This is a genomic window from Bacillus sp. N1(2025) (genome assembly GCF_053470005.1).
This window is the reverse complement of sequence record NZ_JBLTJB010000020.1, coordinates 1-15,014: the sequence shown is the minus strand read 5'-3', so window position 1 is coordinate 15,014 and position 15,014 is coordinate 1. Positions and strand designations below refer to the sequence as shown.

At 50.5% G+C, this 15,014-nt stretch carries 3 protein-coding genes; all 3 read left to right on the top strand.

Features of this window, described 5'->3' with window-relative positions:
* Positions 1-3,835, top strand: a 3,835-nt coding sequence (locus tag ACNFN4_RS21930) for an amino acid adenylation domain-containing protein (RefSeq protein ID WP_448200473.1), incomplete at its 5' end; no start/stop codon positions are given.
* Positions 3,836-3,860: 25 nt separating this feature from the next.
* Complete coding sequence (locus tag ACNFN4_RS21925; protein ID WP_100261832.1) at positions 3,861-11,558, top strand: non-ribosomal peptide synthetase; 7,698 nt, start codon at positions 3,861-3,863, stop codon at positions 11,556-11,558.
* 15 nt (positions 11,559-11,573) lie between these two features.
* Positions 11,574-15,014 (top strand): non-ribosomal peptide synthetase (locus ACNFN4_RS21920; protein WP_448200472.1); only part of this gene is annotated, 3,441 nt, incomplete at its 3' end.

The following is a 15,014-nucleotide window of genomic DNA, read 5'->3' as shown; positions in this document are numbered from 1 at the left end:
CGATCACGGCTCCACTTTGTATATGGTGCTTCTCGCCGCGTACAATACGTTACTCGCGAGATTGAGCGGTCAGGAAGACATCATCGTCGGCTCGCCGATTGCCGGGCGTCCGCACAAAGACCTTGAACCGATTCTCGGCATGTTCGTCAACACGCTGGCCATCAGAACGGAGCCGAAAGGAGACAAACGGTTTACCGATTACTTGGCGGAAGTCCGCCAGGCGGCGCTTGAGGCGTATGAGCATCAGGACTACCCGTTTGAAGAGCTTGTGGAGCGGCTCAGCGTGCAGCGGGACATGAGCCGCAATCCGCTGTTTGATGCGATGTTTATTCTTCAGAATATGGAGCGAGAGGAGATAAATCTGGCCGGTCTGAAGGCGTCACGATCAGAGCATACCGAACATGATGTATCAAGTTTTGACCTGACCTTATCAGCGGCTGAATCCGATGGAAACATCCGCTTTGAAATGGAATTCAGCACCGAGCTTTTTATGAAAGAAACGATTGAACGATGGATGGGCCACTTACTGAATCTCTTGCGCCATGTTGCCGCCGAACCGGAAGTCATACTATCGAAAGCTGACATTTTGGATGAAGAAGAAAAACAAAAGTTACTGATTGAGTTTAATAACACACAAACCGAATTCATGGAAAAACACAAACTGTTTCACCAGTTGTTTGAAGAGAAAGCAGAAGAAACGCCTCATCAGACCGCTGTTATTGAAGGAGCACAACAGATCAGCTATTCGCAGCTTAATGAGCGGGCAAATCGGCTTGCGCGAACATTACACAAAAATGGATTCGGTCCGGGAAAAAGAGCAGCTATATTGGCAAACCGTTCGATTGAAGCGATCGCCAGTGTTCTTGCCGTCATGAAATCGGGAGGGGCGTATATACCGGTTGACTCCCATTATCCCGAGGAACGGATTCGCTATTTATTAAAAGACAGCGCGGCATCCGTCTTGATGGTGCAGTCAGAATACAAAGAACTTGCTTCACAGCTGACGGATAACAATTTATTTCTCATTCAGCTTGATCATGAAGATCAATACGATATTTGTGCAAAGAATATTCAGCCGGCAGCGTCACCGGATGATACTGCATATATCATATATACTTCGGGGACAACGGGAACGCCGAAGGGAGTCGAAGTCAGAAATCGCAGCTTTACGCATGCAGCACTTGCATGGCGCAGGATTTATGAGCTTGATCTTATACCGGTCAGAGTGCTGCAGATGGCGAGTTTCTCATTTGATGTATTTTCAGGGGATCTTGCACGCGCCCTGCTAAACGGGGGAACGCTTGTCATTTGTCCGGATGACGTCCGGCTTGAGCCACAACAGCTTTATCGGCTCATTGATCAGCACCGTATCACGTTTATGGAGTCGACACCCGCGCTGATTGTTCCGTTTATGGAATATATATATCGCCGGAAGCTCGCGCTGCAAAGTGTAAAAATACTTGTACTGGGTTCAGATATGATCAAGTCGCAGGATTTTTATACGCTTCAAGAACGCTTCGGAAAAGAAATGCGGATCATTAACAGCTACGGTGTAACAGAAGCGACAATTGATTCTTCGTATTATGAAGCCGAAATGAGCGAAAAGCCGCGGGAAGATGAAGTGCCGATCGGTGTTCCGCTTCCGAATGTACAAATGTACGTCTTAAACAAAGACAAACAGGTTCAGCCGATCGGCGTTTTCGGAGAGCTGTATATCGGGGGCGCCGGCGTCGCCAAAGGATATTGGGGACAGCCTGAGCTGACAGAGGACGCATTCAGTGACCCGTTACAAACGGGAGAAACGCTTTACAGAACCGGAGATCAGGCTTGCTGGCTGCCGGATGGCACTCTTCGTTTTCAAGGGCGGATTGATAAGCAGGTAAAAATCAGAGGATACAGAATTGAGACGGGAGAAATAGAAAGTGTGCTTTTGAAACACGATCAAGTCAAAGAAGCGGCTGTTACCGTGATGAAAGATGCCGAAGGACAAGCCCGATTAGCGGCATACATCGTTCCTAAAGAGGCCGATATCTCATCACTCCGCCAGTCTCTTATGCAGGAGCTTCCGGCTTATATGATGCCGTCTCATATTATCGGTTTAGACAGCATGCCCCTGACACTGAACGGCAAACTTGATAAATCGGCATTACCGGCAGAACAGATACATTCATCACAGGCATTTGTCGCGCCCGGCGATGAAAAACAGGCGATGTTATGCCGGATTTGGGAAGATGTGCTTCATATTCAGAAAGCGGGAATTCATCACTCTTTCTTTGAGCTTGGGGGAGATTCCATTAAGGCGCTTCAAGTGTCAGCCCGACTCGCCGGAGAAGGCTGGAACATGTCGATCCGCGATTTGTTTCAGTTCCCGACGATTGCAGAACTCGCGAAGCACCTCACGCCGGCTGTTGCAACGGCTGATCAGGGGCCGATAGAAGGAAGCGCTCCGCTGACACCGATCCAGCAGAGATTTTTTGAGGAGCCGGGTGCGTTTGAGCTTCATTATAACCAATCAGTCATGCTGTGCACTGAAGACAGCCTCCAAATAGATGCGCTGTACCAGGCGGTTTGCGCGCTGACAGAACATCATGATGCGCTGCGAATGACTTTCACTGAAAATGAGCATGGGGAAGCCGTTCAATATAATCGCGGAATCACAAAGCAGCATGAAGAAATATTTACGCTTAACGTCATAGATATTTCAGAAGAAACGCAGCCCGAAAAACGGATAGCCGCTGAGGAAGAAGAAATACAGCAGGCTATGCGCCTTGATCAAGGCCCTCTGCTTCATCTCGGAGTGTTCCGGCAGAAGGAAGCCGACCATCTTCTTATAACGATTCATCATCTTATCGTGGACGGCGTGTCATGGAGGATATTGCTTGAAGATCTGCAGACAGCTTATCAGCAGGCATTAGAAGGCAAACAAATCGAACTGCCGCCGAAAAGCGATTCTTATATAAAGTATGCCGAAGAGCTTTTTGACATTTCCAAGAGCAAAGTATTGCTGGAGGAAGCCGCATACTGGGACAGCGTGATGTCTGGTGAAACAGCGCCGCTGCCGAAAATAACTGATGAAAACGCCGGACGATTGCAGGAAAACGCGCGCACTGCATCGTGGATATTAAGCAGCGAAGTCACGAAACAGCTGCTGTTGGAAACACAGCAGGCATACGGAACGGATGTTCATGAATTGCTTTTAACGGCGCTTGGAATGGCGCTTCATGAGTGGACGGGTTCTGAACAGATCCTTATCAGCACTGAGGGGCACGGGCGCCAGGGGCATATTCCTGACATTGATATGTCAAGAACGGCAGGATGGTTTACATCTGTTTACCCGGTGCTTTTGGATATGAGAGTGCCGGGCGGCTCAGGCGAAAAAACCGCTCACCGCATAAAGACGGTAAAAGACATGATGAGACGGGTTCCTCATCACGGAACCGGCTACGGACTGCTGAGATATTCGCGAAACATTCTTTATAAAGACCCAGAAATAAGCTTTAACTATCTCGGTGCGTTTGACGGTCTTGAGGGGACGCTGAAGATGTCACCGTTCAAGCCGCAGCATGATATAGCGGCCGGGCGCATCCGCGAGTTTGATCTGGATATTAACGCGATGGTGGCGGCCGGGCAACTGGAGGTAAAAGCCGTTTATACAAATGTATTTGCACCGGGGGCAATCGAGTTCTTCATGAATCGTTTCCATACTCACCTCGAGGACATCATCGCCCACTGTTCCGGCAAGAAAGAGCGGGAAAAAACATTAACGGATTACAGCCATACAGAATTGACCGCTCAAGCACTATCAAGCATTGAAGATCTCGTAAAAGGACTTTAATTTCATAAAAAGGTGTGTGGCATTCGTGACACAAGCGACAGAAATTCAAGATATTTACCCTTTATCATATATGCAGGAAGGCATGCTGTTTCATTCGCTCCTGGATTCCGGATCAAACGCATATGTCGAGCAGATTTCGTTTACAGTCAGCGGGGATTTATGCTTTGATACATTCCAAAAAAGTCTGGATATGCTTGTCAGCCGCTACGATATTTTCAGAACGATTTTCATAAAAGAAGTGCCTGACCTTGAAGGTCCGCAGCAGGTTGTCCTTTCACGCCGTGACACAGCCGTACAGACTGAGAACATTTCAGACTATTCGGAAGAACGGCAGCAAAGCATCATTGACAAATTCAAGGAAACCGACCGGCATAAGGGGTTCGATCTGCAAAAAGGCCCCTTAATGCGCCTGACTCTTTTTCAAACAGGAGAAAACCGCCATACATGCGTTTGGACTCATCATCACATTATGATGGACGGCTGGAGCTTGGGCATTGTGCTGAAAGATTTCTTCAGCATGTATTATGCGATCCGAAACGGGCGGCCTGTAAACCTCGGCAGTCCGGCTCCTTACAGCTCTTATATCAAATGGCTCCGAAGCCGGAATAAAGAAGAAACGTCAGCGTTCTGGTCGCGTTGCTTGGAAGATTACGGAGATGTCGTTTCCGTCCCGCAAACGAAGAATAAGCCGGCGCAAAACGGTTATGCATCTGAGCATTTTCAATTTTTCCTTGAGTCTGAAACCGTGCAAAAGCTGACAGACATTGCCCGAAGCACCGGGGTCACGCTGAATACTTTGTTTACGAGCATTTGGGGACTGCTTCTCCATCGTTACAACGGCACTGAAGATGCGGTATTCGGTTCAGTTGTTTCCGGCAGGCCGTCAGCTATCGCCGACATCGAATCCATGGCCGGACTGTTTATCAATACCGTGCCGGTAAGGGTGCGCGCGGCTGGTGATATGACTTTTTCTTCTCTTCTCAAAAAGGTGCAAAAAGAGTCACTTGCTGCGGAAGAGCACAGCTATTATCCGCTTTATGACATTCAAAACGAGAGCGGTCTGCAAAAAGATCTCTTGAACCATATCCTTGTCTTTGAAAATTATCCGGTTCAAATGCAGGCTGCGGTAAACGGCTGGCAGCAAACTGAAAGCAGTGCGCTCTCACTTGAAAACTTTTCGATGGCGGAAGAAACCAATTACGATCTTAACGTCGTCATCGTTCCGGGAGAAGAGTTTTATGTGAAATTCAGCTACAATGCGGGCATCTACGATCGGGAAGACATGAAACGGATCAAAGGGCATATTCTGGAGGTCATCTCCTGTGTAACGGAAGATCCGGACAGGCTTTTATCAAGCATCAGTCTCGTGCCTCCGGAGGAAGAAGCCCTGATTCATTCGTTTAACGAAACGAACCGTCCGTACCCTGAGACAACCGTTCATGGGCTGTTTGAAGAACAGGCGGCAAAAACGCCTGATCAAGAGGCGTTGAGATATAACGGGGTAAGCTGGAGCTACAAGAAATTAAATCAGCGGGCGAATCAGATTGCGCATGCGTTAAGGGAAAAAGGCGCACGCCCCGACCAGATCACCGCTGTTATGCTGCGCCGATCAATGAGTACGGTTGCCGCTCTGCTCGGAATTTGGAAGTCGGGCAGCGCCTATATGCCGATTGATGCGGAATTTCCGCCTGAACGGATTTCATTTTTACTGAGAGACAGTGAAGCCTCACTGCTCGTGACTGAAAAAGACCTGCTGCCCCTCATTCCGCCGCATTTTAAGGGCAGCGTCGTCATCATGGAGGAAACGGTTTCCCAGCAGACTGCACCGCTTCCGCCGGTATCTGACAGCGGAAATTGGGCGTATGTCATTTACACCTCCGGAACGACAGGCCGGCCGAAAGGGGTGCTTGTACAACACAAAGCGATCAGCAATACACTGCAATGGCGGCGTGAAGAATACGGGATGACAGAAGGGGACGTAGCGCTTCATCTTTTTTCATACGTATTTGACGGGTCATTAACGAGTCTTTTCACTCCGCTTCTGTCCGGCGCCTGTGTATTGTTAACTGATGAAGATGATGCGAAAGACGTCCTTTCAATAAAACAGAAAATTACCCGCCACGGGGTGAGCCATCTTCTGATCGTTCCGTCTCTGTATCGCGTTCTGCTTGATTCGCTGACGAAAAAGGATGCGCAGACGCTTCGGGCGGTGACATTTGCCGGGGAAGCGGCCACTCCTGATATCGTGGAAGCGAGCCGCGGCATATGCCCGAATGCCGAGCTGCTGAATGAATACGGTCCGACGGAAAACAGTGTAGCCACGACGATTCTGCGCAACCTGCAAAAAAGCAGCCGGATTACGATCGGGCGCCCGATCGCCAACACTTCTGTCTATATGATGCACGGAGATCGGCTGCAGCCGGTCGGAGCCGTCGGTGAACTGTGTATTTCCGGAAAAGGTCTGGCGGACGGATATTTTCAGCAAAAAGAGCTGACGGACAAAGTCTTTACCCCTCATCCGTTTCGTGAAGGTGAACGGCTGTACAGAACGGGAGATGCAGCCCGATTTTTACCGGATGGAACGATTGAATATATGGGACGCTTTGACGATCAGGTGAAGATAAGAGGTTACAGAATTGAATTAGGAGAAATCGAAACGGCACTCAGAAGTCTGTCCGGGGTAAAAGAGGCGGCAGTCACCGTGCGCAAAGCGGCGGACGGGGAACAGGAGCTTGCAGCTTATGTCGTACTGGAAAACGCAGGTGTGACATTTGACCCTCATGCCGAATTGGCCGGGAGATTACCTGCTTATATGATACCGGGGAGCTTTACCAAATTAACGGAGATGCCGCTGTCTGTGAGCGGAAAACTTGATCGGGCCGCACTTCCTGAGCCGAAAGAAGCTGAGAGAACCGGTGATTATCAAGCTCCGCGCACAATGCTTGAAACTGAGCTGCTGTCTATTTGGCAAGAAGTGCTGAAACGGGAACACATCAGTACGAGAGATGATTTCTTCCAAATCGGCGGACAGTCGCTGAAAGCCGCGTCGCTTGTTTCAAACATACATAAACGGCTGCAAATTGAGCTTGCCGTCCGCCATGTTTTTGAACATCCGACAATCGAGAGCATGGCCCGCTTCCTTGAACAGAGGAAAAGAGGAGAATATGCAGAAATCACGCCTGCTGTGGCAAAGGACTTGTACCCGCTATCTTTTGCACAAAAAAGGCTCTATGCCCTTCACCAGCTTGCGGCGGACAGCACGGGCTATCATATGCCCGCTTGTCTGGAACTGAGCGGCAGACTCAACCGGGATCGTCTGCATGAAGCCTTTTCAGCGCTGTTACAAAGGCATGAAGCGTTACGCACATCATTTGTTTTACGAAACGGGGAGCCGATGCAGCACATACATGCACATGTCGATCTTGACCTCACAGAGATTCACATGCCATCCGGGAACCTTCTTCAAGAGGTGATGGAAACTTTCGTCAAACCGTTTGATGTGGAAAAAGCGCCGCTTTTGAGAGTGACTTTAGCCAAAGTCACTGAAGAACGTCATTTTCTGCTGCTTGATATGCATCATCTTATCGCAGACGGTGTGTCAATGAGCGTTCTGATTCAAGAATTGACGGATTTATACAGAGGAAAAGAGTTGCGGCCGTTAAAACTCCAATACAAAGATTTTTCCGTCTGGCAGCATGAGCGGTTTGCCGCTGAAGAATTCAAAAGACATGAGCGTTATTGGCTGGAGACGATCGGGGAAAACATTCCCGTACTTGATCTGCCGCTCGATAAAAAGCGCCCGCAGCTTCCTGATTTCAGCGGGTCCGTTGTTCGAACGCGCCTTCAAAAGGAAACGGCGGAGAATTTACGCCGGCTCATGGATGAGACGGGTTCGACGCTGTATATGATTCTTTTGGCAAGCTACTCCTTGTTCCTTTCTAAATTGAGCGGGCAGGAAGACATTGTCGTCGGTTCACCTGCGGCCGGCAGAAGCCGCGCTGAGCTTGACGGGGTCATCGGCATGTTTGTAAATACCGTGGCAATGAGAAGCAGGCCGAAAGGGGATAAGACATTCCGCGCTTATTTAGAAGAGGTGAAAATGCTCGCCCTCGGCGCGGCCGAACATCAGGACTTCCCGTTTGAAGAACTTGCCCAAAAGCTTGATACACACCGGGAAGTCAATCGCAATCCGCTGTTTGATGCCATGCTCGTTTTGCAAAACAGTGATGATTTCGAAGTGAACCTTCCGGGCTTAGCCGTTTCTTCACATGCAGTGAAACATGACATTTCAAAATTCGACTTGACGCTTCATGCCGAGGAACGGCCGGATGGCTCACTGGATTTTCATTTTGAATACAGTACCGCGTTGTTTGAAAAAGGTACGATCGAACGGTGGGCCGGTCATTTTAAAGAGCTTTTAGGACAAATCGCATCGCATGATGAGCGGAAGCTGTCTGACATTCATTTGCTGGGCATAAACGATCGGCAGATGCTTCTTCAAGCGGAAAATCAAACGGCGGAGTATCCGAGGCATGAAACGATCGTCAGTTTATTTGAAGCACAGGCGGAAAAAATGCCGGATCAAATTGCAGCCGTCATGTCTGATGAGCGTCTCACCTACCGCGAGCTCAATAAAAAGGCGGATCGAATCGCCGATATGCTGTCGGAAAACGGCATCCGCTCCGGACAGATTGTCGGAATTATGACCGAACGATCTCCGGATATGCTGATTGGGATTCTCGGTATTTTAAAAGCGGGAGGAGCTTATCTGCCGATTGATCCTGACTATCCGGACGAGCGGATTTCATTTATGCTGACTGACAGCGGCGCGCGTGCTCTGTTGACGCAATCGGATCTTGGGATATCCGGAATGGACGGGCTGCCGGTATTATACATCGATAAGCCTGAATCCGTTTCAGCAGACAGAACGAAAGAAATGATAACGCCTGAACAGCCGGCTTACGTGATTTACACATCGGGCACAACCGGAAAACCGAAAGGCGTTATGACGGAACACCGCAATGTCATCAGCCTTATCACACATAAAGGACTGCCGTTTGATTTCGGCTCTGAAGACGTCTGGACGCTGTTCCATTCCTATTGCTTTGATTTTTCTGTCTGGGAAATATTCGGCGCGCTCTTATACGGCGGAAAGGTAGTCATCGTGCCGAAAGACACAGCCCGTGATCCGCATTTGTACCGGCAGCTGCTGCAAAGTGAAGGCGTAACGGTGCTGAACCAAACGCCGACGGCTTTTTCCGGACTCATTCATGAAGAAGCCGGGCATACGGACAAGCTGAAGCTTCGATATGTCGTTTTCGGCGGAGAGGCGCTTCAGCCCGGCATGCTGAAAAGCTGGAAAGAGAAGTACCCGGAGACGGAGCTTGTTAATATGTACGGCATTACGGAAACCACGGTTCACGTCACATGCAAAAAACTGAATATGGATGATATTGAGAGAAACAAAAGCAATATCGGCAGACCGCTGGAAACCCTTCATGCTTTTGTCATGGACGCTTATATGAATCCGCAGCCGATCGGAATTCCCGGTGAGCTTTATATCGGCGGGGAAGGCGTCGCGAGGGGGTATGTAAACAGGGATGATTTAACCGCCTCCCGTTTCATCACGAATTCGCACGTTTCCGGCATGCGGCTCTACCGGACGGGCGATATCGCCAAAAGGCTCTCAAATGGCGAGCTGGAATATGTCGGGCGGAAAGATGCGCAAGTAAAAGTCAGAGGCCACAGAATTGAGCTGGGAGAAATTAAATCAGCGCTGCAAGAGCTTTCCTCCGTGAAAGAGGCCGCCGTGATCACACGTGCTGATCAGCACGGTCAGCACTCCATTTACGCTTACGCGGTCTTACACGGAAACGAAAAGATAAAAGAAGCAGAGATTCAGGCCTCTCTCAGAGCTTTTCTGCCGGAATATATGATTCCCGCCCGCTTGATAGAGCTTGATGAACTTCCTTTGACGGCGAATGGGAAGCTGGACGAGAAGGCGCTCCCGCAGCCTGAATTAAATGATAGCCTTGGAGATGATATCAGCCTGAGAAATGAAACTGAAGAAATGATGGCTGACATCTGGGAAGAACTCTTAGGTGTTGAAGGCCTCGGTCCCAATGCTCATTTCTTCCATCTCGGCGGGGATTCGATTAAAGCGCTGCAAGTATGTGCGAGGCTGAAACAGCAGGGCTATGAAACGACCGTCCGCGAGCTGTTCGAGCATCAGACACTGGGAGAAGTATCGATGCGGCTCCGGAAAGTCCGCCGCGTGATTGATCAGGATCCCGTCACGGGAGACGTGCCGCTGACGCCGATACAGCACTGGTTCTTGTCGCAATCATTGCCGCATGATCATTTTAATCAGTCCGTTATGCTCCGCAGTGCGGACAGAATCAATGAAATCGCCATGAGAAAGGCGCTGGCACAGCTCGCGGTTCATCATGACGCATTACGGATGATATGCGGCACGCAAAACGGATCGGTGATTCAATACAACAGGGCGGCAGACCTTTCTGAAGAAGAACTCTTTACGTTTGAAACGCATGACGTGAGAGAGAAAGGTTCATTACAAGAGGAGCACGCCGCAATTGAACAGGCGGCCGCCCGTATTCAAACTTCCATTCGGCTGGAGACGGGGCCGCTCGTAGCTGTCGGATTATTTCACGCTAATGGTGGCGATCATCTGCTGCTTTCCATTCATCACCTTGTCATTGACGGTGTATCATGGCGGATTTTATTTGAAGATCTCACCGCGTGCTACAGGCAGGCGCTCGAAGGAAAAGAAGCCGCGCTCCCGGCAAAAACCGATTCCTATCAGACTTACGCGAAGCAAATCTCTGATTATGCAAAAAGCCGCCGGCTGTTACAGGAAGCAGACTACTGGTCCGAAAGAGAAAAAGCGGCGGTCGAACCGCTTCCGAAAGATGCCCGCACCTCTTCCAATCTTCTGAAAGATTCAGATGTGATGACCGTTACATTGACAAAACAGGAGACTGAGCAGCTGTTAACGGAAGCAAACAGAGCATACACAACAGAGACGGGTGAATTATTACTTGCCGCGTTAAGCCTTGCGCTGAACAGATGGACCGGAAACGAGACATTCAAAATCAGCATGGAAGGCCACGGAAGGGAAGAGCACTTGCAACATCTTGATATCAGCAGAACCATCGGCTGGTTTACGTCAATTTATCCGGTATTGGTTGACGCAAGTTTTCAAGATCAGGCTGATGACGGCGAGCGGCTCGGCTATCACATTAAACGGACAAAAGACATGATGCGCCGCATTCCGCATAAAGGAGCGGGATACGGGGTGCTGAAATATATAAGCAAACTCTGGGAAGAAACTGAATCTGATTCTCCTGAAATCAGTTTTAACTATCTGGGGCAGTTTGACAGGGAGATCCGTTCCAGCGGCTTTAGTGTTTCTCCCGTAAAAGCGGGAAATGAAGTCAGCCCGGACTGGGAACGTCCGTACACACTTGATATCAGCGGCTCCGTATCGTCGGAATGTCTCAGCATGCATGTCGTGTACAACCGTTTTCAGTATCAAAAAGAAACGATTGAAGTTTTGACGGGACATTTTCATGCCTTTCTCAAGCAGATCATCACGCATTGCACAGGCAAAGAGGAGCGTGAATGGAGCGCCGCTGATTTCAGTGACGAGGAGTTAACGCTGGAAGATCTGAGTGACATTATGGGAGCCGTCAACAAACTATAGAAAAGGAGTGGCGCAATGGGGCAGCAACCGGAAATACAAGATATATATCCTTTATCTTTTATGCAGGAGGGCATGCTTTTTCATTCTCTGTTGGATCATGACTCAAGAGCCTACTTCGAACAAGCGGTGTTTACGATCAACGGACAGCTTGACCGGGAACGATTCCAAAAAAGTATAGATGCTGTTTTTGAACGATACGATATTTTCCGTACGACATTTATTCATAAGAATGTGGCGAAGCCCCGCCAAGTCGTGTTGAAAAACAGGCCGAGCCGCGTTCAGTTTCATGATATTTCTCATTTGGACGAGAAGGCACAAGACAAATATGCCGACCGGTTCAGAAAAGAAGATAAAGATAAAGGCTTTGATTTGCAATCAGACCCTCTCATGAGAGTCTCCATTTTGAAAAAAGCGCCCGAACGCTATGTTTGTATATGGAGCCATCATCATATCGTCATGGACGGCTGGTGCTTCGGAATTGTCATGAAGGAATTTCTGATGATCTATCAATCTCTCGGAGACGGACGGCTTCCGTCTCTCGAGCCTGTTCAGCCATATGGAAAGTATATTAAATGGCTCATGAAGCAGGATCGTAAAGAAGCCGAGATTTTTTGGAAAACGAGACTTGCCGATCTTGAGCAATCGGCGTCTCTTCCGAAAAAATCCGCGGAACCAAATGGCGAACTTGAGCAGGCGGTTTTCACCATTTCTGAAGAGCAGACAAATGAGCTGAAGAACATTGCGGCAAGGGCGGGAGCAACGCTGAATACAGTGTTCCAGGCACTGTGGGGCATTTTGCTGCAGCGTGTCAGCCGCTGTGATGACGCCGTTTTCGGTTCTGTCGTTTCCGGCCGGCCGTCGGATCTCGCAGGCGTGGAAAAAATGGTGGGACTGTTTATTAATACGATTCCCGTGCGGGTGAAAAGCGGTTCATTTTCTTTTCTGGAGCTCGTCAGGCATTTGCAGCAGGAGACGCTGCAAGCAGAAGCGTACAGCTATTATCCGCTGTATGACATTCAGGCGCAAAGCCCTTTGAAGCAAGCGCTGTTTGACCACATTATCGTGTTTGAAAATGTGCCGGCCCAGCGTGAAATTGAAAATGTGAGTCAGGCCGGTTCATTTGATTTTGCGGTAGAAGATTTCACGATGGAGGAAGTCACAAACTACGGATGCAGCATAAAGGTGATTCCGGGAAGTTCTCTTTATATCCGCTTAAACTTTGATACCGGTATATACGATCGTGTTTTTATGAAGAATATTGAAACATTTTTACGGCATATGATGAAGTCAGTCATTTCCGACCCTGAAATGAGCGCCTCCGAGATCGCATTGCTGGATGCGTGTGAAGCCAGAAATATGCTGGATGCGTTTAACCGTACAGAAACGGTTGAACCGCCGGCTCCGACGCTTCACGGACTGTTTGCCCGCCGCGCCGCGCTTTCGCCGCATCGCCCGGCGCTCCGTTTTCCGGGCGGCATGCTGACGTACGCTGAGCTTGACCAGTACACAGACAGACTCGCTGTTCGGCTCCGACAAAAAGGCGTCCGCAAAGAAAACATGGTCGGCGTACTCGCTGAACGCTCGCCGGAGATGGTGGTTTCAGTGCTTGCCGTGTTAAAAGCGGGCGGCGCCTATGTGCCGCTTGACCCGGAGTATCCTGAGGACAGGCTGCGCTATATGCTCGACGACTCCGGCGCCTGCCTCCTGCTTGCACAGCCGGGATTATTCGTTTCCGGTTTTTCCGGAGAAACGCTAGAAGTGTCTCTTTCTGCTCTGACAGGCGAGACGGAGACAGGGGCTGTCTCTGAAGAAGCGGATGCTGATTCGCTCGCTTATATCATTTATACGTCCGGTTCGACGGGAACACCGAAGGGAGTGGCTGTTGAACACCGTCAAGCCGCCGCCTTTTTATCCGGCATGCAAGGGCAGTTTCCGTTAACGGAAGAGGAAATCATCGTGCTGAAATCATCCTTTTCTTTCGACGCTTCCATCTGGCAATTGTTTTGGTGGACGATGTCAGGCGCCTCCGTGTATCTGCTTCCTGCCGGATGGGAGAAAGATCCTGCGCGGATGATTGAAGCGTTTGCCTCAGAAAAGGTGACGACCGCGCATTTTATTCCGGCGATGGTCAACAGCTTTTTAGACGCGCTGGAAACGGAGCCTGAGGAAACAAGAACACGCCTCGGCAGAACACTGACACGCGTGTTTGCCGGAGGGGAAGCTCTTTCCCCGCTTACGGCTGCCCGGTTTGCCGATCTTCTGCCGGAGACCGTGCTCATTCACGGCTACGGGCCGACAGAAGCGACGGTTGATGCGGCGTTTTACGTCTGTGACCGAAAACGGGACAGCGGACGGACGCGGCTTCCGATTGGAAAACCCGTTCCGGGTGCCCGTCTGTATGTATTAGATAGCGGAGGAACCATCCAGCCTGCGGGCGTGGCAGGAGAGCTGTACATCGCAGGGACCGGCGTGGCCCGGGGCTATCTGAACCGGCCTGAGCTGACGGAGGAGCGTTTTCTCGATGATCCGTTTTATCCGGGAGAGCGCATGTATCAAACGGGCGATATCGCACGCTGGACAGAAGACGGCCTTGTCGAATGGCTCGGGCGTTCAGACGGACAGGTGAAAGTCCGCGGTTACCGGATTGAACCGGGGGAAATCGAAGCGGCGATCCGGCGCATCGACGGCATTCGTGAGGCGGCGGTCACCGCCCGGACCGAACACGGCGAAACCGCGCTTTACGCCTATATCGAAGGACGGGAAAGCGATGACGTGCGGGCGGAGCTTGCGACACGCCTTCCGGCCTACATGATGCCGGCTCAGTTTATAGAGATGAGCGAATGGCCGGTCACGCCGAGCGGAAAACTTGACCGCCGCGCGCTGCCGGCTTCCGGCGGAGCGGCAGACAGACAGGCATACACCGCCCCGCGGAACGTCACGGAAATGAAGCTTTGCGCCCTTTGGGAAGAGGTGCTGAAAAACGGCCCCGTCGGCATCCGGGATCACTTTTTTGAGCAGGGCGGCCATTCGTTAAAAGCGACGGCTCTCGTCTCCCGCATCGCCAAAGAGTTCGGTGTTCAGGTGCCGTTACAGGACATCTTCGCCCGGCCGACGGTGGAAGAGCTCGCCTCGGTCATTCAGGACTTGGAAGAGAGCCCGTATGAAGCGATTCAGCCTGCGAAAACACAAGATACCTATCCGGTGTCTTCGGCGCAGAAACGGATGTATGTGCTCCAACAGCTTGAAGACGGCGGTGTCGGCTACAATATGCCGGCTGTGCTGGAACTGACGGGCCCGCTTGACCGCGGCCGGCTGGAGAAGACGTTCCGGCAGCTTGTGGAGCGGCACGAGTCGCTCAGAACGTCCTTTGAAACGGGGCTTGACGGCGAACCGGTGCAGCGCATCCATGACAGCGTGCCGTTTCAGCTCGATGAGGCCGAGTCACTTGACGCATTT